The sequence below is a fragment of the Amycolatopsis sp. EV170708-02-1 genome (genome assembly GCF_022479115.1).
Classification (GTDB): Bacteria; Actinomycetota; Actinomycetes; order Mycobacteriales; family Pseudonocardiaceae; genus Amycolatopsis.
Map to the genome: position 1 here is coordinate 6,837,279 of NZ_CP092497.1, position 20,474 is coordinate 6,857,752.

Annotated in this window: 12 protein-coding genes and 3 pseudogenes; 7 read left to right on the forward strand and 8 right to left on the reverse strand. The window is 69.9% G+C overall.

The annotated features are described in order from the left end of the window. Positions 1-41: 41 nt before the first annotated feature. From MJQ72_RS31095 to MJQ72_RS31110, 4 genes are all read right to left on the reverse strand, one after another. Positions 42-3,386 (reverse strand): phosphodiester glycosidase family protein, encoded by a 3,345-nt coding sequence (locus tag MJQ72_RS31095; RefSeq protein ID WP_240601459.1) that lies wholly within the window; start codon positions 3,384-3,386, stop codon positions 42-44. A 127-nt stretch (positions 3,387-3,513) separates the two neighbouring features. Further along, complete coding sequence (locus MJQ72_RS31100) at positions 3,514-4,257, reverse strand: maleylpyruvate isomerase family mycothiol-dependent enzyme (protein WP_240594585.1); 744 nt, start codon at positions 4,255-4,257, stop codon at positions 3,514-3,516. Between the two features lie 55 nt (positions 4,258-4,312). Next, the gene (gene ndk / locus MJQ72_RS31105; protein WP_005158515.1) at positions 4,313-4,723 is read right to left on the reverse strand and encodes a nucleoside-diphosphate kinase; all 411 of its coding nucleotides are present in this window, start codon (positions 4,721-4,723) and stop codon (positions 4,313-4,315) included. 64 nt (positions 4,724-4,787) lie between these two features. Continuing rightward, a complete protein-coding gene (locus MJQ72_RS31110) occupies positions 4,788-5,135 on the reverse strand; it encodes a helix-turn-helix domain-containing protein (RefSeq protein WP_240594586.1) in 348 nt (115 codons plus the stop codon). Between the two features lie 112 nt (positions 5,136-5,247). Between MJQ72_RS31110 and MJQ72_RS31115 the strand changes: the two genes are divergently transcribed. After that, complete coding sequence (locus MJQ72_RS31115; RefSeq protein WP_240594587.1) at positions 5,248-6,141, forward strand: NAD(P)-dependent oxidoreductase; 894 nt, start codon at positions 5,248-5,250, stop codon at positions 6,139-6,141. Here MJQ72_RS31115 and MJQ72_RS31120 read toward each other — a convergent pair. Then, positions 6,095-7,651 carry an alkaline phosphatase gene (locus MJQ72_RS31120; protein WP_240594588.1) on the reverse strand — a complete coding sequence of 519 codons (1,557 nt, stop codon included), beginning with the start codon at positions 7,649-7,651 and terminating at the stop codon, positions 6,095-6,097. The genes MJQ72_RS31115 and MJQ72_RS31120 overlap by 47 nt on opposite strands. A 158-nt stretch (positions 7,652-7,809) precedes the next feature. Between MJQ72_RS31120 and MJQ72_RS31125 the strand changes: the two genes are divergently transcribed. Beyond that, complete coding sequence (locus tag MJQ72_RS31125) at positions 7,810-10,194, forward strand: penicillin acylase family protein (RefSeq protein ID WP_240594589.1); 2,385 nt, start codon at positions 7,810-7,812, stop codon at positions 10,192-10,194. 55 nt (positions 10,195-10,249) lie between these two features. On the opposite strand, the gene MJQ72_RS31130 is transcribed toward MJQ72_RS31125, so the two are convergent. After that, on the reverse strand, positions 10,250-10,645 hold the full coding sequence (locus MJQ72_RS31130; protein ID WP_240594590.1) for a DUF4233 domain-containing protein: 396 nt from the start codon (positions 10,643-10,645) through the stop codon (positions 10,250-10,252). Further along, positions 10,642-12,317: pseudogene (locus MJQ72_RS31135) on the reverse strand (bifunctional folylpolyglutamate synthase/dihydrofolate synthase). The gene MJQ72_RS31130 and the pseudogene MJQ72_RS31135 overlap by 4 nt, the downstream one beginning before the upstream one ends. A 70-nt stretch (positions 12,318-12,387) precedes the next feature. Here MJQ72_RS31135 and MJQ72_RS31140 point away from each other — a divergent pair. After that, positions 12,388-13,017 (forward strand): bifunctional 2-polyprenyl-6-hydroxyphenol methylase/3-demethylubiquinol 3-O-methyltransferase UbiG, encoded by a 630-nt coding sequence (locus tag MJQ72_RS31140; protein ID WP_240594591.1) that lies wholly within the window; start codon positions 12,388-12,390, stop codon positions 13,015-13,017. A gap of 107 nt (positions 13,018-13,124) precedes the next feature. After that, positions 13,125-14,000 carry an SGNH/GDSL hydrolase family protein gene (locus tag MJQ72_RS31145; protein WP_240594592.1) on the forward strand — a complete coding sequence of 292 codons (876 nt, stop codon included), beginning with the start codon at positions 13,125-13,127 and terminating at the stop codon, positions 13,998-14,000. Positions 14,001-14,051: 51 nt separating this feature from the next. Here the strand turns inward: MJQ72_RS31145 and MJQ72_RS31150 are convergent. Next, positions 14,052-16,684, reverse strand: a pseudogene (locus tag MJQ72_RS31150) (valine--tRNA ligase). A 107-nt stretch (positions 16,685-16,791) separates the two neighbouring features. Here MJQ72_RS31150 and MJQ72_RS31155 point away from each other — a divergent pair. The 3 genes and pseudogenes from MJQ72_RS31155 (at position 16,792) to MJQ72_RS31165 (ending at position 20,471) form a co-directional block, all read left to right on the forward strand. Next, a complete protein-coding gene (locus tag MJQ72_RS31155) occupies positions 16,792-17,760 on the forward strand; it encodes a hypothetical protein (RefSeq protein WP_240594593.1) in 969 nt (322 codons plus the stop codon). Between the two features lie 29 nt (positions 17,761-17,789). Then, a pseudogene (locus tag MJQ72_RS31160) lies at positions 17,790-18,115 on the forward strand (hypothetical protein). A 43-nt stretch (positions 18,116-18,158) separates the two neighbouring features. After that, positions 18,159-20,471, forward strand: a complete 2,313-nt coding sequence (locus MJQ72_RS31165) for an FdhF/YdeP family oxidoreductase (protein WP_240594594.1) — start codon at positions 18,159-18,161, stop codon at positions 20,469-20,471. Positions 20,472-20,474 lie beyond the last annotated feature (3 nt).

Consider the following 20,474-nt stretch of genomic DNA (forward strand, 5'->3'; position numbering starts at 1 on the left):
GAAGGGCCCCTTCATAGCGTGTAATGCGGTGAAGGACGCTTTCAGCCCACGGTGACCGAGAGGCTCTTCGTCACCCCATTGACGGTGACCGAGAGGTTCGCCGTCCCCGGCCGCAGCGCGGTCAGCACCCCGCTCGCCGGGTCGAACGACGCGACGTCCCACGGCATCGCGGGCAGGAACCCGCCGGCGACATGCGTGCCCCAGCCGCCCTTCCAGTCCGCGCTCACCGGATACGACACCGGCACCTGACGCGCTCCCTGCGTCACCACGGCCCGGATGTCCGCCTTCTCGCCGCGCGCCAGCGACGAGGGCCCGGACAGCGTCAGCGCGTCGACGTTCGGCCGCGTCTCGAACCGCACCGGCTGCGCCTTGTCCCCCGGTTCGAACCGGACCATCGTCCAGCCGACGAACCCGCCGTCACCCGGTGCCGCCGCGGGCGACTTCCCTGAGTTGCCGTTCACCAGGTACGGCACTCCGTCGACGCGCGCGAGGTTGAAAACGCCCGCGTGCGAGGCGATCGCGGCCGCCTGCTTGCCCGACTCGCGTTCGAAGGCGGTCAGCCAGCCGGTCAGCATGGCGGCTTCCTTGCGGTCGGCCAACTGCGAATTCCCGGTGGGACTGGGGTCCTTGACCGGATGGTGCATCGCGACGACCACGCCGCGGATCCGCTTGTCCGCCTTCGCGCCGTCGAGCGCCTCGCGCAGCATCCGGATCTGGTCGAATCCACCCGCGCGCAGCGATCCACGCGAGGAATCCATCAGCACCAGCCGGATCCCGGCCACATCGGCGACACGATGAGTCTCCCCGAACGCCGCCTGGAACTCCGCGAGCCCGTGCCCGCCGTCGGCCTCGTGGTTGCCCGGGACGTAGTACCACGGCGCCTTGCCGACGAGCTCCTCGTCGATGATCGACTTCGCCAGCACGAAATCGGCCGCCGTCCCCCGGTCGACGAAGTCGCCGTTGATCAGCACGAGATCCGGTTTCGCCGCCACCGCCTCGCGCAGCGCGCGCCGGGCCTGGGCGACCAGCGGGCCGTCCGGCTGGTCGGCGGTGAACTGCGCGTCGCTGACCACGGCGATCCGCAGGCCGCCGGTCGCGGCGCCGTCGGTGATCAGCGCCGGGTCACGCGGCGCCGGATCGGCGGGGACGGCGGCCGCCGGCGCGACCTCGAAGGTGAGGTCGTCGAAGACCAGCCGTCCTTCGTACTGCTGCGCGGGAACGTTCTCGACGGCGTAGAACTTCGTCAGCCGCTGCCCGTCGGGAAGCCCGGCCGGGATCGCCGCGCGGACGTAGCGCCAGCCCGTCCAGTCGACGCTCAGCGACAGGTCCACGACGGACGGGACGTTGGCGGCGTCACGGAGTTCCGCCCGCAGCCAAGCCCCCTTCGCGTCGCCGTTGACCCACAGCCCGACGCGCTGGGTGCCGGGCGGCAACGCGAGCGGCGCCGCCGAGTTGACGTAGGCCGCGCGCGTGGCGTTGGTCCCGTTCAGCCGGTAGTCCAGCGCGAGACCGCGACCACCGTCACGGCCGGGTGCCTCGGAGAGCGCGGCGCCGACGACGGCGGGGAAGACGCTGGCGGTCCAGCCCGCCGGGCCGTCCAGCGGCGACGCCACCCGGGATTCCGTGCCGACGGAAGCCGCCAGATGCGTCACCTTCCCGCCCGCGGTCGCGGTGATCGCCGAAGCGCCCGACGCCTTGAGCGCCGTGACCGCGAAGCCGTCGCCGGACGGTTCGATCTTCACCACCGCGGGGTCGTAGTCGAGTTTGACGTCGTCGGGCTCGATCCACGTGCCGTAACCGTCGGCGTCGTAGCCGAAGACCTTGAAGGTGCTCTTCGCGCCTTCGCCGGACAACGCGACCTGTTCGGTGCTCGTGCCCAGCCGGACCGGGGAGCCGAGGACGTTCAGCGTGGTCTTGCCCATGACGCCGCCGCGTTTCGCGTAGACGTCGACGTTCGCGGGCGCGTCGGGCCGGAGCCGGTCGGCGTGCGCGGTGAACAGGCCACCGGTCACGGTGCCGCGGAAGGGGTTGGTGCTGAGCCACTGGACGTTCCCGCCGACGGCTGCGCCGGTCTCGTCGTGGCCTCCGGCGACGAGTTTCCGCGTCAGCCCGGAAAGCACCCGCGTCGCGTCGGTGGTGTCCTGCGCGGGAGCGGGCGCGAATCCGGTCAGCCGCCCGCTTCCCGGCACGGTGGCGACGCCGATCCCGTTGGGCACCAGGCGTTCCCCGCCGTCCGACGGCGAATTGCGCACCAGCGGCGACTTCTCGCCCTCTTCGCGGGCGAGCATCGTCGACGAGCCGCCGCCGTCGAGGTTGAGGGCGTCGTCCGCGCCGAGCGACTTCATGTGCCGGGCGAGTTCGAGTTCGGTCATGCCGCGGCTGTCCGCCTGGCGGCCGTCGACCGTGGCCAGCCACATCTTCGTACCGTCGGCGGAGAACCCGACCGCGGTCCGGGGGTGCATGGCGACGTTGTCGACCGGCTGGACGGCGCCGTCACGCAGCAGGACCTTGTTCCCGCCGACCGAGACGGACAGCTTGCCCGCGTCGCTCTTCGGCGCGTACGCGACGCCCACCTTGTCGCCGGGCTTCACCCCCGACAACGAGTCCACACCGCCGTCACGGGCGAGCAGGAGCGTCGCCCCCGCGGCGATCGGGCCGTCGGCGGGCTGTGGCCGCACCTGCGTGACGACGCCGTCGGAGACCTCGATCTCGACGACGCGCCGGGCTCCCGCGACCGAGGTCCGCCGCGAGGACGCGCCCCACAACGGCGTGTAGACGCCGATCGCGTCACCGCTCAGCACGGGGCTGTTGAAGTTCGACGCGGGCACGACCTTGCCGTCGGGCAAGGTCACCGATGCTTCGAGGAACACCTCCGCCAGCCGTGCCTTGCCTTCTTCGGTGATCGACGCGGTCAGGTTGTGGCCGCGCGCGGGCGCCGTCTGGAGGTTCCCGGCGTCGATGCCGACGCCGATCGGCGCGCCGGAAGCGTTGATGTCGAAGAAGTCACCGTTGACCCCGGCGACCGCGCCTGCCCTGGCGACCTGCTGCGAAAGCGGTGTCCGCGCGGAAACCGTGCCGGGGCTGAGGTAGGCCGGCTTGAGGGTCTTGCTGGTGAGGTCGACGGCGAGGGTGTCGCCGCGGATCCAGCCCGCCGGGTCGTACCGGTCGAACTCGGTGAGACTCAGCCCCGGCGCCACGCGCGAAGTCGCGCTGGTGGTGATGAGACCGTCGTCGGGCGCGGCCACGGCGTACGCGGACGGACCTTCCTTCGCCGACGAGGCCGCTGGGGCGGCTTCGACGGGCGCCGGGCCGAGCGGAGCGGCCAAGGGATCGGCGTACGCCGGTGGGGCGACGAACAATCCGGGCAGCAGGGCAGCGAGCAGCAACAGGCGTGAATTTCTCACGAATTACCCCACGATCGAGTGATAGGCAGCATCGCTCAGCACAGCGGACGCGAGCCGCCAGGAGAAGACCCCGAGGTGAACGTGAACCGAACGGCGTAGGGCGCGAAGGTCAGGGCGTGAGAGGCCCGGCGAGGAAGGTCTTCGCCGCCGCGGCGTCACCGGTGATTTCGATGGCCGCACCGTCGAGCTCGATCCGTTGCCACAGCAGCAAGTCCAGCGCTTCCGCGGTCCCCGAGACGACGGCGCCGGCGGCTTCGGCGGGGTCCGCCTGCCGCGAGCCGGGGACGTCGGTTTCACCCGGCGGTGTGATCAACCAGGCGTGTCCGGTGTCGGATGTCTTCAGCAGCAACGGAACGGTGACCGTCGGCGGGGTGTGCCAGCGCTTCACCTTCGGCAGCATGCCGAGGAGGACCTCGTCCACGCCGTCGGCGGCGAGGTTCGGGTCCAGGGTGTATCCGGCCCCTGCCGCGCGATGCGCGTCGAGCAGGTGCACCGCGGTCTCGTGGACCTGGCGGCGGTACCAGAAGGCTTTGGTCTTGGCGGCGGCGGTGAAGTTCCAGGCGCCGTCCTGGGGAGCTGCCTCGCGGAGCGCCTCGATGAGTTCGTCCGCGCTTTCGCGGTACCAGGGGGCGAGATCCCCGCCCGGTTCGGCGTCGAGGTCCTGCGGAGCGGGCTCGCCGGTGCGCACGATCCCGGCCGCCCAGCGGTGGACGTTGCCGAGGTGGACGACCAGGTCACGCAGGCGCCAGTCGCCGCAGCACGGCACGGACGCGGCGTGGTCCCCGGTGCCCGCCACCCGCGCGAAACCGGTGGTGAGCTCCCGCAAGCGCTCCAGGTACTCGTCCGGCGTCATCGTGGCTCCCCCTGTTCGTGGACGGCGCGGCGGTCCCGCGCCGTCCACGAGTGTGTCAGACCTCGGGGAACCAGAGCTTGAGCTCGCGCTCGGCCGACTCCGGGGAGTCCGAACCGTGCACCAGGTTGTACTGGGTCTCCAGCGCGAAGTCGCCGCGCAGGGTGCCGGGGGTGGCCTTCTCGACCGGGTCGGTGCCGCCGGCGAGCTGGCGGAAGGCGGCGATGGCGCGCGGGCCCTCGACGGCGATCGCGACCAGCGGGCCCGAGGTGATGAACTCGAGGAGGTCGCCGAAGAACGGGCGCTCCTTGTGCTCGGCGTAGTGCTCCTCGGCGACCGAGCGCTCGACGGTGCGCAGTTCGAGGGCGGCGAGCTTCAGGCCCTTGCGCTCGATGCGAGCGATGACCTCGCCGACGAGGCCGCGCGCGACGCCATCGGGCTTGACGAGGACCAGCGTGCGTTCAGTCACGGCGGTATTTCTCCTTGGGTGGGATTCGTGCTATTCGCCCGGAGCCTACTGGGTGCTTCACCGCTCACTTCACGTCGGACCAGGGAATGGCTTCGATGCGCTCGAGGTGCTCCTCGCCCCACTCCCCGAGCGCGGCCATCGCGGTGTTGAGGGAATCCCCGAATCCGGTCAGCGAGTACTCCACCTTCGGCGGAACCTGGTGGTACACCTCGCGATGCAGCAGCCCCGTGGTCTCCATCTCGCGCAGCTGCAGGATCAGCACCCGCTCGCTGATGCCGGGCACCGCACGCCGCAGCTCCCCGAACCGCAGCGGCCCGTCCTGGAGCGCGAACAGGATGAGCCCTTTCCATTTGCCGCCCATGACGGCGATCGCGGCGTCGAGGCCGCAGGTGAACGTGCGGGTCTTGGTCATCGCTCCACTTACCTTTTTGTCGGTACCCGGCAAAATAGTAGGTACTTGATCGAATGTACGCGACCGCCCAGCATGGAGTCATCCCGAAGATTTCCTTGGACTGGAGCGAAAAATGCCGAAGACGCCGGTGACCGTCGTGGGCCTCGGTTCGATGGGTTCGGCCCTGGCGGACGCCTTTCTCGCGGCCGGGCATCCGACCACCGTGTGGAACAGGACGGCCTCGAAGGCCGAGCCGCTGGTCGCGCGTGGAGCGATCCTGGCCGCGACGGCCGGGGACGCGGTGCGGGCGAGCCCGTTGACCATCACCTGCCTGACCACCTACGAAGACACCCGAGCGGCCTTGGCGGCGGCCTCGCTGACCGGACGCGCTCTGGTCACCTTGAACAGCGGCTCACCGGCGGAAGCACGCCGGATGGCAGGCTGGGCGACGGATCGCGGCGCGCGCTACCTCGACGGCGCGATCAAGAACGTGCCGTCGGCCGTGGGCGCGCCGGACACGCTGCTGTATTACGGCGGCGACAAGGCCGTTTTCGACGAATACCGGGAAACGTTGCGGGTGCTGGGCGGCGACACCGTCCATCTCGGCGAGGAGACCGATCTGGCGGCGTTGTACGAAACGGCCGTCGGCGGCACCCTGTTGCCCGCGCTGGTCGGGTTCTTCCAGGGTGCCGCCGCGCTGCGGTCGCGCGGGCTCGAAGCCGGGACGCTCCTGCCCTACGCCACCAAATGGTTCGAGATGATCATCTCGGTGCTTCCGATGTACGCCAAGGAAATCGACAGTGGCGACTACTCGGATCCCGCAGCCTCGGTGAACATCTTCCACGCCGGCGCCGCCGCCGACCTCGGACTGGCCGAGGAAGGCGTCGACGTCGGCTGGCAGCGGCCGATGCACGACCTCGTGCGGCGGGCCGCCGAGGCCGGGCACGGCGACCTCAGCATCGCGGTGCTGACGGAACTGCTCAGCGTTGGGGCCGCAGGGTCTTCGACCACAGCGAAGCGCCCGTAGCGTCCCTCAAGTCGACCGTGAGCGCGCCGCTCCGTCCGTCGATGTTCACCTCTCCGAAGTGCTGGAAGCCGTCGGCGGGCGAGGTGTTCGCGGCGGGCGGGGCGTGCACGAACACCGCTTCCGGACCGAAGGTCGGGTCGAGCTTGTTCGGGCCGAACGCGCCGGCGTTGAGCGGGCCGGACACGAACTCCCAGAACGGGTCGAAATCGGTGAAGGAAGCGCGATCCGGCGAGTAGTGGTGCGCCGCGGTGTAGTGCACGTCGGCGGTCAGCCAGACGACGTTGCGCACCCGGCGCCGCGAGATCTCCCGCAGCACCCAGGCGAGTTCGGTCTCGCGGCCGCCGGGCGCGCCGGGAAGGCCGTTGGCGACGCCCTCGATGGCCTTGCCGTCCGGGACGGTGAGGCCGATCGGGAGGTCGGCCTGGATGATCTTCCAGGTCGCGGTGCTGCGGTCGAGCGCGTCGACGAGCCAACGGGCCTGACGGTCGCCGAGGATCCGGCCCGGCTTGGTCTGGTCCGAGGTGTTGGCGTCCTTGTAGGTCCGCATGTCCAGCACGAAGATCTCCGCGCGGGAACCGTGCCGGAAGTTGCGGTACACACGGCCGTCGACGGCCTGGCGGCGGTCGATCGGGTGCCATTCGTGGAACGCCTGGAACGCTCGCGCGGCTAGCACGTCGACGCGCTTCTCGGTGTATTCGGGGCGGTCGCTGAGGATCTCACCGGGGTACCAGTTGTTCACGACTTCGTGGTCGTCCCACTGGACATAGGCGGGCACGTTCGCGGTGAAGCGCTTGAGGTTCTCGTCGAGGAGGTTGTAGGCGAACTGGCCGCGGTACTCGTCGAGCGTCTCGGCGACCTTCGCCTTCTCCGGGGTGACGATGTTGCGCCACACCCGCCCGCCGGGCAGCGCGACGGTCTCGGTGAGCGGCCCGTCGGCGTAGACCGTGTCTCCACAGTGGAGGAACAGGTCGGGACGGCGGTCGGCCATCGCGCGGTAGATCGTCATGCCACCGCGTTCGGGGTTGATACCCCAGTTCTGCCCGGCGACGTCGCCGGACCACAGCAGCCGGACGTCCGAGCGGCCGACGGGGGCGGTGGCGAAGCGGCCGGTGACGGCTTCGCTGCGGGTGCGTCCGTCGAGGTCCTCCGCGGTCACGCGGTAGTGGACTTCGGTCCCCGGCAGGAGACCGGCGACGCGGACCTTGCCGGTGCCGCCGGTCTCCGGGCTCATCACCGGGCCGCGCACGACGCGCGCGTGCCGGAACGACGGATCCCGGGAGACCTCCACGATCAGCCGCGACGGCCGGTCGGCGCGCGACCAGACGATGCCGGAACCGGTGGTGACGTCGCCGGACTGGACACCGTGGGTGAGCACCGGGTGATCGCGGCGGAGCAGCGGAACCGGGTTCGCGGTCGCGGTTCCGGGGAGGAGCAGGCCGCCCGCGACCGCTCCGGCGCCGGTGAGACCGGCCTTGAGCAGCGTGCGGCGGTTGTGGTGGGTTGCGGTCATGGCGCGGTTCTATCCCGCGGCCACGGCCGGTGGGCCAACGGCGGTTGACCTGGTGATGAACGAACCGACGGTAGCCGCCTCAACCGTTCGGTCGATGTCTCCCCGTGTCCGCGCCGGTACTTTCGATCACGGGGACGATCGATCCGGATGGGGGAACGATGCGAACATTCCAGCGCGGTCTCGTGCTGCTCACCGCGGCCTTGGCGGTGTCGGGCCTGACGACAGGGGTCTCGTCGGCCGATGAGCTGGGCCGGTCGCGAGCGGTGATCAGGTACACCGAGTACGGCATCCCGCATATCGCGGCGAAGGACTTCGATGGGCTCGGCTACGGCTACGGGTTCGCCTCGGCCAAGGACAACATCTGCGAACTCGCGAACACCTACCTGACGGTGTCCGCGCGGCGGTCCGCGTATCTCGGCGCGGGCGGCCAGGGCAACCCGGCGCTGAGCGAAGCGGAGAACAACCTCGACAGCGATCTGCACTTCCAGCGGATCAACGACTCGGGCGTGATCGAGCGGCTGCTCGCCCGGCCCGCGCCACACGGCCCGCGGGCCGAGGTCCGGGAGCTGGCGGCCGGCTACGTCGCGGGATACAACGCGTACCTGAAGCAGACCGGCGTCCAGCGCATCACCGATCCGGTCTGCCGCGGCGCGGACTGGGTCCGGCCGATCACCGAACTGGACTTCTACCGGCACTTCTACGCCATCACCTCGGTAGGCGGGCAAGGCCTGCTCGCGGCCGACCTCGTCCGCACGCAGCCGCCGTCCACAAAGGACACTCCGGCCGCCGGACCGGAGTCGGCACCGAAGATCGCCGACGGGCTCCGGAAGACCATGAAGACCGGTGAGCTCGGCAGCAACGGCATCGCCGTCGGCGGCGACGGGACGAAGTCCGGCGGCGGCCTGCTGCTCGGGAACCCGCACTATCCGTGGCAGGGCGGGCGCCGGTTCTGGCAGTCGCAGCTGACCATCCCCGGCCGGTTCGACGTCGCGGGCGGGAGCCTGCTGGGGCTCCCGATCCCGCAGATCGGCCACAACGCCGACGTCGCGTGGACGCATACGGTGTCGACGGCGATCACGTTCGGTCTCTTCGAAGTACCGCTCGCGCCCGGCGATCCGACGACGTACCTCGTCGACGGGAAGCCGGAGAAGATGACCGCGCACGAGGTGAAGGTCGAGGTCCGGGAGCCGGACGGCGAGCGGCGGCAGGTAGGCCGCACGTTCTACGGGACGCGGTACGGCCAGGTGATCGGTTCGGCGTTCGGCGTGCCCACGCCCTGGACGGCGAAGTCCGCGCACGCGTTGCGGGACGGGAACGCGGGCAACCTGCGCGGCCTCAACACCTGGTTCGAACTGGCCGGAGCACGCGGCACCACGGACGTCGCCAACGCGCTCGCGCGCACCCAAGGCGTCCCGTGGGTCAACACCATCGCCGCCGACCGGGCGGGCAACGCGCTGTACAGCGACATCCAGGTCGTCCCGCACGTCACCGACGAGCGGGCCGCGAACTGCGGGACCCCGCTCGGCCGAGCCCTCTTCCCCGGCACCGGGGTCTCCGTTCTGGACGGTTCGAAGTCGTCGTGCGACTGGGGTTCCGACCCGGGCTCCTTGGAACCGGGCCTGTTCGCGCCGTCCCGGCTGCCGCTGCAGCAGCGCCGCGACTACGAACTCAACGCCAACGACAGCGCCTGGCTTTCCAACGCCCGCGCGCCGATCGCACCGCTCCCCCGCATCGTCGGCTCGACCGGGACACAGCGCTCGGACCGGACCAGGGAAGCGCTGATCGCCACCGAAGAAGGCTTGGCGGGCAAGGGATTCACGCCGTCGTCGATGAAGGACATGCTGTACCGCGACCGAAGCCGCACGGCCGAACTCGCGGCCGCCGACACGGCGAAGATGTGCGCGGCCTTCCCCAGCGGGCAGGCCCCGTCCACCTCGGGGCCGGTGCCCGTCGGCAACGCCTGCGCGGTGCTGGCCTCCTGGGATCGCACGTTCCGGCTCGAAAGCCGCGGCGCGCTGTTCTTCGAGCGGTTCGTGGACCGGATCGGCGGGCTGCGGGGTATCTGGCAGATCCCGTTCGACCCGAACCAGCCGGTCACCACGCCGAACACGCTCGCTACCGGGAACCCCGACGTCCAGAAGGCCTTCGGTGACACGCTCGCGGAATTCCGCGCCAACGGCATCCCGGTCGACGGCAGGCTCGGCGACAACCAGACGGTGACGCGGGCCGGGCACCGGATCCCGATCCACGGCGGGCCGGGCGATCTCGGCGTGCTCAACGTGATCACGGCGCAGTGGGATCCGGCCAAGGGCAACCACGAGGTCGGGCACGGATCCAGCTACGTGCAGGTGGTCGGGTTCAGCGGGAAGGCCGCCTGCCCGGACGTCTCGACGATCATGACCTACTCGCAGTCGACCGACGTCACGTCACCGCATTTCGCCGACCAAACGCGGTTGTACTCGCGGGGCGGCTGGGTGCGGGGGCGCTTCTGCGCCGCGGACATCGCGAGGTCACCGGAGCTGAAGGTGGTGAGGCTGCGGTGACAAAAACCTCGTGAGTGGTAAGGACGGTTAGAACCGTCCTTACCACTCACGAGGCCTACTGGGCCTGCTGCTGGCTCGGCAGTGTTCCGGCCGCCATCCGCCGCGCCACATCGCGGCGCAGCCACAGCAGCCACAGCCAGATCCCGAGGAAGATCACCCCGAGGATCGCCACGGCGGGCAGCGCGACGAAGAAGGCGATCAGCGCGACCTGCAGCACGAGTACCGCGGGCACCGCCCAGGGCTTCTTCAGGAAACCGCACAGCACGATCAGCGCGACCGCGATCACGATCACCGACCAGCCGGTGAGCGAGCCGACGCCGCCGCCGAGCTTCGCCACCACCGGCAGCGCGAGCGCGACGGTGATGCCTTCCATGATCAGGGAACCGGCCATCACCCCGCGGAAGGACTTCATCGGGTCCTTGGCGGGCGGCTTCGGGGTCTCGTCGGTCACGCCGGCTCCTTACCGAACAGGGTCCTGGCCTCGCCCGCGGTGACGACGGAGCCGGTGACCAGTACGCCGCCGCCCGCCAGGGGTTCCTCGGGTCGTCGCTCTGCTCGACGAGGCCGATGGCGGTCTCGATCGCGGCGTCCAGGCTGGGTTCGGCCACGACCCGGTCTTCGCCGAAGATCGAGATGGCGACGTCGTTGAGTTCGTCGAGCGGCATCGCGCGCGGGGACGAGTTCTTGGTGACGACGATCTCGGACACCACCGGTTCGAGGGCGTCCAGGATGCCTCGGGCGTCCTTCTCCGCCATCACACTCACCACCGCGGCGAGGCGGCGGAAGGCGAATTCCTCGGCGACGGTGGTCGCGAGCGCCTTGGCTCCGTGCGGGTTGTGGGCGGCGTCGAGCAGCACCGTCGGCGCGGCGCGGACGCGCTCCAGCCTGCCGGGGGTCTCGACCTCGGCGAAGGCCTCGCGAACGGCCTCGACGACCAGTTGCTTGTCCTTGCCCGCGCCGAAGAACGCTTCGACGGCGGCCAGCGCCAGAGCGGCGTTGGCGGCTTGGTGCGCGCCGTGCAGCGGCAGGAAGATCTCGTCGTACACCCCGCCGAGTCCCTGCAGCTTCAGCATCTGCCCGCCGACGGCGACCTCGCGCTCCAGCACGCCGAACTCGCTGCCCGCGCGGGCGACACTCGCGTCGACCTCGACGGCGCGTTCCAGCAGGATCTTCTGGACCTCGGGCTCCTGCTCGGCGATGACCGCGACGCTGCCGGGTTTGATGATCCCGGCCTTCTCCATCGCGGCTTTGGCCGGAGAGCCGCCGAAGTACTCGACGTGGTCGACGCCGATCGGGGTGATGACGGCGACGTCGCCGTCCACGACGTTGGTGGCGTCCCAGGAGCCGCCGAGCCCGGTTTCGACGACCGCGGCCTCGACGGGCGCGTCGGCGAAGGCCGCGAACGCCATGCCGGTGAGCACCTCGAATTTGCTCATCGGCACCGCGTCGGGCCCGCCCGCGTTGTCCACCATGGTCACGTACGGCGCGACGTCGCGATACAGGTCGACATACGCGGCGGCGGAGATGGGGGCGCCGTCGAGCGCGATCCGCTCGGTGACCAGCTGCAGATGCGGGCTCGTGTACCGGCCGACACGCAGACCCATCCGGGTCAGCAGCGCGTCGATCATCCGGGTGGTCGAGCCCTTGCCGTTGGTCCCGGCGACGTGCAGCACCGGGTAGCCGCGGTGCGGTTCACCCATGAGGTTGACCAGGGCCGCGATCCGGGCGAGGGACGGCTCGATCTTGGTCTCGGGCCAGCGCTGGTTCAGCTCGGCCTCGACGGCGAGCAGTTCGCGGCGCGCCTGCTGCCCGTTCGGGTCGGCCGGGGCGAAGTCGTCGCCCTGGTCGTCCAGTTCGTGCAGCTCCACGTCCTCCGGGGCGACGAGGTCCGGCACGGGGCCGAGCGCGAGGTTGTCCCCCAGCTGCCCGATCCCGCCGATGCCGCCTCGTGAACCGCCGCCCGCCTGGTACGCGGCGTCGGGTGCGTCCAGATCCGGGTCGGTGTCGTCGGACGGATCGTGGGCGCGGGCCCCCAATTCGTCGACACCGGCGAAACTGTCCAGATCTGCCAGGTCCGGGGATTCCCTGAAATCTTCGGAATCCCGGCCGTCACCTCGCGGCACGAACTCTCCTCTTAGCCTTGCTGCCTGTCACGCCGAGTCTACGTGCGGCTTTTCCTGGCACTCTCGACGCATGGGGTTCAACCACAACGACCACTATCACCCGCTGCTGCTCGACCTGCTGCCTCCCGGCCCCGGCGTGGCGCTGGACGTGGGCTGCGGCAGCGGACGGTTCGCGCGGCGGCTCGCGGCGACCGGGATGCACGTCGAGGCGATCGACCGGTCCGGCCCGATGATCGACCTCGCCCGCGCGGCCGGCTCGCCGGGCCCCGGCACGATCTCGTACCGGCAGGCCGACGTGGTCGCCGAGAAGCTGCCGGAGGAGGCGTACGACTTCATCTCCTGCCTGGCGATGCTCCACCACGTGCCGTTCGACACGGTCACCAAGCTGCGTGACGCGCTGGTCCCCGGCGGTGTGCTCGCCGTGCTGGGCCTCGGCAGGCCCAGCACCTTCGCCGACTACGCGCGCGCTCTCGTGGCCTCGCCGGTCAACGCCGTGGCCAGGGTGATCGTGTACGCGGGCGACCGGCTGAACGGCGGCGCCGATCCCTTGCCGTCGGCGCCGATCGTGGAGACCTTCCCGCCGATGAACCGGGTCCGGCGCGACGCGGACCGTCTGCTGCCCGGGAGCAAGGTCCGGAACCTGCTCTTCTTCCGCTACCTCCTCGTCTACCGGCGGCCGGAAGACGATCACCCGATGTGACACCCCAAGCGGGTGAAACCATCGCTCGTCCACCCGATCGGCGGCCCCGTCCCGGCCGGATCCGGTTCATTTTTGAGAGGCCATCCAGTCCGGAGATCGGGGTCCTCATGCGCTACAGACGCGTCCTGTTCGCGGCCGTCTCGACCGTCGTCCTGCTGATCGCCTCCGCCACGGCGGCCACCGCCACCACGCGGTCCTACCGGAATTACGTCGCACTGGGTGATTCCTACACCTCCGGGCCGCTCATCCCGCTCCCCCGCCTCGATCCGCTCTTCTGCGGGAAGTCGACGCAGAACTACCCGTCGATGCTCGCCGCGGCGCTGCGGGTCCGCTCCTTCACCGACATCAGCTGCGGCGGTGCCGACACCACCAACATGACGCAGCGGCAAAGCGTGACCCTCGGCAGCAACCCACCCCAGTTCAGCGCCCTGCGCGCGAACACCGACCTGGTCACGGTCGGTATCGGCGGCAACGACTACGGCGTCTTCGGCACGCTCGTCGGCACCTGCCCCGCGTTGCGTGCGAGCGATCCCACCGGGAACCCCTGCCAGGAGCGGTTCACCGTCGGTGGTGTCGACACCATCAAGGCCAAGATCGCCGACACCGGCAAGAACGTCGAGAAGGTGCTGGCCGGGATCCACGCCCGCTCGCCGCGCGCCGACGTGGTCGTCGTCGGCTACCCGCGGATCGCGCCGGAACGCGGCTACTGCCCGAAGATCCTGCCCTTCGCCGAGGGCGACTACGCCTGGCTCAACGACGTCGAGAAGGCACTGAACTCGGCGATCGAGAAGGCCGTCGCGGCCGACGGCAAGTCGGCCTTCGTGGACACGTTCGGACCGTCCGCGGGGCACGACGCCTGCGCGCCGAACGGGGCCGCGTGGATCAACGGGCAGCACACGAAACTACTCGCCGCGGCGGCTTACCACCCGTACCGCACCGGGATGGCGGGCGTGGCCGCGGTGGTCCTCCGTCACCTCCGCTGAAAGCCTCGTGAGTGGTAAGGACGGTTAGAACCGTCCTTACCACTCACGAGGTCAGGAGGCGGGGAGGGCGGCCAGCCGGGCGTTGATGCGCTCGATATCCGCGACCGCGGTCTCCTTACGGGCCCGGATCTTGCCGATCACCGGCTCCGGCGCCTTGTCGATGAAGGCCTGATTGCCGAGCTTGGCCTCGGCCTGCGCCAGCTCCTTCTCCGCCGCGCCGAGGTCCTTCTGCAGGCGCTTGCGCTCCGCGGCGACGTCGATCGTGCCGGACAGGTCCAGCTCGACGGTCACCACACCGGCCGACAGCCCGACTTCGAGCGACGCGCTCGGCGCGAAGCCCTCTTCGGGCCGGGTGAGCCGGACCAGCGAACGGATCGGCTCGTCGTGCCCGGTGAGCTCGGCGAACCCGTCGCCGGACAGCCGCGCCGCCACCTTCTGGCTGGGCTTGAGGCCCTGGTCCGCGCGGAACCGGCGGACCTCGGTGACCAGCTTCTGCACGTCCGCGATCCGCTTGTCCGCCACGGCGTCGGCGTACGAGGCGTCGGCCACCGGCCACGGGGCGATCACCAGCGACTCGCGGCCGGTCAGCGCCGTCCACAGCTTCTCGGTGATGAACGGGATGAACGGGTGCAGCAGCTTCAGCACGGTGTCGAACACGTGCCCCAGCACCGCGCGCGTCGCCGTCACGCGGGCCTCGTCACCCTGGAAGACCTGGACCTTCGACAGCTCCAGGTACCAGTCGCACAACTCGGTCCAGGTGAACTGGTAGAGCGTGTCGGTGGCCTTCGCGAACTGGTAGTCCGCCAGGTAGCCGGTGACCTCGTCGACGACGTTGCCGAGCCTGCCGAGGATCCAGCGGTCGGCCTCGGTGAGTTCGGCGGCCGGCGGCAGCGGGGCGTTCGCGTCCGCGCCGTTCATCATCGCGAACTTGGTGGCGTTCCAGAGCTTCGTGGTGAAGTTCCGGGAGCCCGCGACCCATTCCTCGCCGATCGGCACGTCGGTCCCCGGGTTGGCGCCCCGAGTGAGCGTGAAGCGCAGCGCGTCGGTGCCGTAGGCGTCCATCCACTCGATGGGGTCGACGCCGTTGCCCGCGGTCTTCGACATCTTCTTGCCGAACTGGTCGCGGACCATGCCGTGCAGCGCGATGGTCTTGAACGGCGCCTCGCCGGTGGCGTAGAGGCCGAACATCATCATCCGCACGACCCAGAAGAACAGGATGTCGTAGCCGGTGACCAGCACCGACGTCGGATAGAACTTGTTCAGGTCCGGGGTCTTCTCCGGCCAGCCGAGGGTGGAGAACGGCCACAGGCCCGACGAGAACCAGGTGTCGAGGACGTCCGGGTCCTGGGTCCAGCCCTCGCCCGAGGGCGGCTCCTCGTCCGGTCCGACGCAGACGACCTCGTCGTTCGGGCCGTACCAGACCGGGATGCGGTGGCCCCACCACAGCTGCCGCGAGATGCACCAGTCGTGCAGGTTGTCGACCCAGTCGAAGTAGCGCTTCTCCATCTCCGCCGGGTGGACGTTCACGCGGCCGTCACGCACCGCGTCGCCGGCGGCCTTCGCGAGCGGGCCGACCTTGACGAACCACTGCAGCGAAAGCCGCGGCTCGATCGGCTCCTTCGACCGCTCGGAGTGCCCGACGCTGTGCAGGTACGGACGCTTCTCGGCGACGATGCGGCCCTGCTCGCGCAGCTTCTCCCGCACCGCGACCCGGGCTTCGAACCGGTCCATGCCGTCGAACTCGGTGCCGGTGCCGTCGATGCGGCCCTGCTCGTCCATGATCGTGATCATCGGCAGGTCGTGGCGCTGGCCGATCTCGAAGTCGTTCGGGTCGTGCGCGGGGTCACCTTGACCGCGCCGGTGCCGAACTCCGGGTCGACGTGCTTGTCCGCGACGATCGGGATCTTGCGCCCGGTCAGCGGCAGCTCGACCTCGGTGCCGATGAGGTGGGTGTAGCGCTCGTCGTCCGGGTGGACCGCGACGGCGGTGTCGCCGAGCATCGTCTCCATCCGGGTGGTGGCCACGACGATCGCGTTCTCGCCGTCGCCGTAGCGCATCGAGACGAGCTCGCCCTCGACCTCTTCGTGCTTCACCTCGGCGTCGGACAGCACCGACCGCAGCTCCGGCGACCAGTTGACCAGGCGCTCGGCGCGGTAGATGAGGCCGTCGTCGAAGAGCTTCTTGAAGATCGTGTTGACGGCCTTGGACAGGCCGTCGTCCATGGTGAACCGCTCACGGGTCCAGTCGACGCCCTCGCCGAGGCGTTTCATCTGGGCGAGGATCTTGCCGCCGTGCTCGTTCTTCCACTGCCAGACGCGTTCCACGAAGGCCTCGCGGCCGAGTTCGCGGCGGCTGGTGCCTTCGGCGCGGAGCTGCTTCTCGACCAGCGCGTGGACCGCGATGCTCGCGTGGTCCATCCCCGGCAGGTACAGCGTCTCTTCGCCGAGCATGCGGTGGTAGCGGGTGATGGCGTCGATCAGGGTGTGCTCGAACGCGTGCCCGATGTGCAGCGAACCGGTCACGTTCGGGGGCGGGATGACTACCGTGAACGGCGGCTTGTCCGACGTGGGGTCGGCCGTGAAGTAGCCGGCGTCTACCCAACGCTGGTAGAGCGAGGCTTCTTCGTCGGCCGGGTTCCAGGTACCCGGAAGGTCGGTCTGCTGCGGCTGGGCGTTCTCGGTCACAGTTGACAAGTCTACGAACCTCCTCCATCGAGTTCCTCACCGGCCGTAACGCCCGCCGTTCCCAGCCGATGAGGGGATGTCGTCACGCACTGGGGAGGGGCGGGTTCTTGGAGGACGCGCGGTTGGAGACGCATCCGGATCTCATGGATCCGGAGTGGCGCAAGCACGCCGAGCGCGAAGCTCGGCGCGGCGCGAAGAAGGACCGCGTCCGGCGGCGGAAGCAGCGGCCGCGCCGCCGGTTCCGGATGACCCGCAAGGTCGTCGTGGTCCTGTTCGTGACCGGGACCGTGGCCCTGCTCGGGGCCGCGGCGGTCGTCGTGCACCAGATGCGGGGAGGTTCCGATCCGGGGCAGCCTCCGAAGGCGGCCCCGGTGGCCATCGGCGTCGACCTCGACCGGCCTTTCGAGCGCACTCCCGCCGCGAACTGGAGTGAAGGCCTCGCCGGGATCACCGTGCCACCGGTACAGGCCATCGGTGACTTCACCGCACAGGAGGTCGACGCCGCGTACCGGAAGGTGACGGAGGCCATCGAGGCCGCGCGGCTCGGCTCCCGTGCGCTGAGCGGCGACGGCTCGGAACTGCTCGCCCTGCTGACCCCCAACGAGCGCGCCCGGCTCGAAGCGACGCTGACGAGCGCGCCGACCGTCGAGAAGGGCGGTTACCTGACCCTCCTCGGATCGAATCGGCTGCTCCCGGCGCGGCCGCGCATGACCGGTTTTCTCACCGCGAAGGCCGGTCGTAAGGGCGAGCTGATCGTCCACGCGAGTTACGTGACCGCGTACGCCTTCGACGTACGCCCGGGTGACGCCCGCTCGCCGGTGGACATCGTCCCGTTCGTCCGCGACGAGGAGGACTACGTGCTCCGCAAGGCACCGTTCGCGAAGGGTGACGCGGGACTCAGCTTGGGCGCAAGCTCGGGCTTCACGTCACGCATGGCCTGCGACGCGATCAAGACCGGCATCCTCGCACCCCAGTACGCTGACAAGGACAGACCTCTCGTCGGCCCACCCGTCGCCGACGAGGTCGCCGCCTACGACCCGACAAAACCCTTGCCGTCGCTGGACACCTGCCGGTAGCAGGCCGAACCCTGGGGAAGAGGACCGAGATGGACGAAGAGGACCGGCGGATCGAGACCCATCCGGATCTGATGAATCCGGATTGGCAGAAACACGCCGAACGCGACGCCTGGCTGGGTGCGAAGAAGGAACTCAAGAAGAAGCGTCGTAAGCAGCAGAAGGCCGCCGCGGCCTCCGGGGCGGCTACTCCGCGCCAGGGACGAGCCGGTGGCCGGGCATCGCGGCGCTCGTCGGCCTGATCGTGCTGGTCCTGGCCGCGGTGACGGTGAACGCGGTGCAGGAACGCGGCGTCAACGAGACGCCCTGGTTCCCGCTCGACGAAGGGCAGATCACCCGGCTCGTCACCGACGCCTGACCCCTCGGTCGCGCGCGAAAGCGGCAAGGCGCACGATGGGGTCATGACCCGCGAAGCACCCGCGAACGACGTTGACGAGACACAGCTCGAGGTCGGGAAACCGAAGAGCTGGGCGGCCGGTATCCCCGGTGTCGCCGTCTCCCTGATGCGCGGCATGGAGCAGATGGGCGCCGCGCGCACCGTGAAGACGCTGCGCCTGCTGAACCAGCGCGACGGTTTCGACTGTCCCGGTTGCGCCTGGCCGGAGCCGCGCGAGGTCGACGGCGAGCACCGCAAACTCGCGGAGTTCTGCGAGAACGGGGCGAAGGCCGTCGCCGAGGAGGCGACGAAGCGCCGGGTCGGCCGCGAGTTCTTCGCCCGGCACTCCATCCACGAGCTGGCGGACAAGACGGACTACTGGCTCGGCCAGCAGGGCCGCATCACCGAGCCGTTCGTGCTGCGCGAAGGGGCTTCGCACTACGAGCCGATCTCCTGGGACGACGCGTTCACGCTGGTCGCGGACGAGCTGCGGGCGCTGAGCGACCCGAACGAGGCGATCTTCTACACCTCCGGCCGCACCAGCAACGAGGCCGCGTTCCTCTACCAGCTGCTCGTGCGCTCCTTCGGCACCAACAACCTGCCGGACTGCTCCAACATGTGCCATGAGTCCTCCGGCGCGGCGCTCGCGGCGACGACCGGGATCGGCAAGGGCTCGGTGTCGCTCGCCGACATCCACAAGGCGGACCTCATCGTGGTGGTCGGCCAGAACCCCGGCACCAACCATCCGCGCATGCTGTCGGCGCTGGAGGAGGCCAAGGGCAACGGCGCGAAGATCATGGCGGTCAACCCGTTGCCCGAAGCCGGCCTGATGCGGTTCAAGAACCCGCAGAACGTCCGCGGCGTGGTCGGCAAGGGCACCCCGCTGGCCGACGAGTTCGCGCAGATCCGGCTCGGCGGCGACCTCGCGTTGTTCCAGGCGATCGGTCACCTCCTGCTGAAATGGGAACAGGAGACCCCCGGCACGATCGTCGACCACGCGTTCATCGAGTCGTCCTCCGAAGGATTCGAGGACTACGCGAAGCATCTGCGCGAGATCGACTGGACCGAGGTCGGCACCGCGACCGGGCTGCCGCGTGAGCAGATCGAGCGGCTGGCGCGGATGATCGCGACGTCGAAGCGGACCATCTACTGCTGGGCGATGGGGCTGACCCAGCACAAGCACGCGGTGCAGACGATCTCCGAGATCGCGAACCTGGCGCTGATGCGCGGCATGATCGGCGAACCGGGCGCGGGGCTGTGCCCGGTGCGCGGGCACTCCAACGTCCAGGGCGACCGGACGATGGGCATCTGGGAGAAGATGCCGGAGTCGTTCATGGACAGTCTGGACGAGGAGTTCGGCATCAAGGTGCCGCGGGACCACGGTCACGACACCGTCGCCGCGATCCGCGCGATGCGGGACGGGCAGGGCAAGGTCTTCTTCGCCGTCGGCGGCAATTTCGCTTCGGCCACACCGGATACGGAGCTGACCGAGAAGGCGCTCAAGTCGTGCTCGCTGACCGCGCACGTGTCGACGAAGCTCAACCGCTCACATGTCGTGCCCGGCAGGACGGCGCTGATCCTGCCCACCCTCGGCCGCACGGAACGCGACGTCCAGGCCGGCGGTGAACAGTTCGTCACCGTCGAGGACTCGATGTCGCAGGTGCACACCTCACGTGGCCGGCTGGCCCCGGCCAGTGAGCATCTCCTCTCCGAGGTCGCGATCATCTGCCATCTCGCGGAGGCCCTGCTCGGAGCCGGGCACGCCGTGCCGTGGCGGGAGTTCCACGCCGACTACGACCTCATCCGCGACCGGATCGCCAAGGTCGTCCCCGGCTGCCACGACTACAACGCCCGGGTGCGCGAGCCCGACGGATTCGTCCTCCCGCACGCGCCGCGCGATTCCCGGCAGTTCAACGGAACCGCGAACGGCAAGGCGAACTTCACCGTCTCCGAGCTCGAATACCCCGAGGTGCCCGAAGGCAGGCTGCTGCTGCAGACGATGCGCAGCCACGACCAGTACAACACCACCATCTACGGCCTTTCCGACCGTTACCGCGGTATCGAGGACGCGCGGCGCGTGGTGCTGGTCAATCCCGACGACGTGGCCGCGCTCGGGCTGTCCGACGGCGCGATGGTCGACCTGGTCTCGGAATGGCGGGACGGCGACCGCCGGGCCCCGCGCTTCCGGGTGGTCTCCTATCCGACGGCGAAGGGCTGCGCGGCGGCGTACTTCCCCGAGGCGAACGCCTTGGTGCCGCTGGACGCGGTGGCGGACAAGTCGAACACCCCGGTGTCGAAGGCGGTCGTGGTGCGGCTGGAGCCGGTGGCCGCACCTTAGGCC

Excerpts from the sequence above, each read along its gene's own strand:
- MJQ72_RS31100 (WP_240594585.1), bottom strand. The coding sequence starts at position 4,257 with ATGACGCCGGACGAGTACCTGGAGCGCTTGCGGGAGCTCACCACCGGT.
- MJQ72_RS31110 (WP_240594586.1), bottom strand. The coding sequence starts at position 5,135 with ATGACCAAGACCCGCACGTTCACCTGCGGCCTCGACGCCGCGATCGCC.
- MJQ72_RS31115 (WP_240594587.1), top strand. The coding sequence starts at position 5,248 with ATGCCGAAGACGCCGGTGACCGTCGTGGGCCTCGGTTCGATGGGTTCG.
- MJQ72_RS31120 (WP_240594588.1), bottom strand. The coding sequence starts at position 7,651 with ATGACCGCAACCCACCACAACCGCCGCACGCTGCTCAAGGCCGGTCTC.
- MJQ72_RS31125 (WP_240594589.1), top strand. The coding sequence starts at position 7,810 with ATGCGAACATTCCAGCGCGGTCTCGTGCTGCTCACCGCGGCCTTGGCG.
- MJQ72_RS31140 (WP_240594591.1), top strand. The coding sequence starts at position 12,388 with ATGGGGTTCAACCACAACGACCACTATCACCCGCTGCTGCTCGACCTG.
- MJQ72_RS31145 (WP_240594592.1), top strand. The coding sequence starts at position 13,125 with ATGCGCTACAGACGCGTCCTGTTCGCGGCCGTCTCGACCGTCGTCCTG.
- MJQ72_RS31165 (WP_240594594.1), top strand. The coding sequence starts at position 18,159 with ATGACCCGCGAAGCACCCGCGAACGACGTTGACGAGACACAGCTCGAG.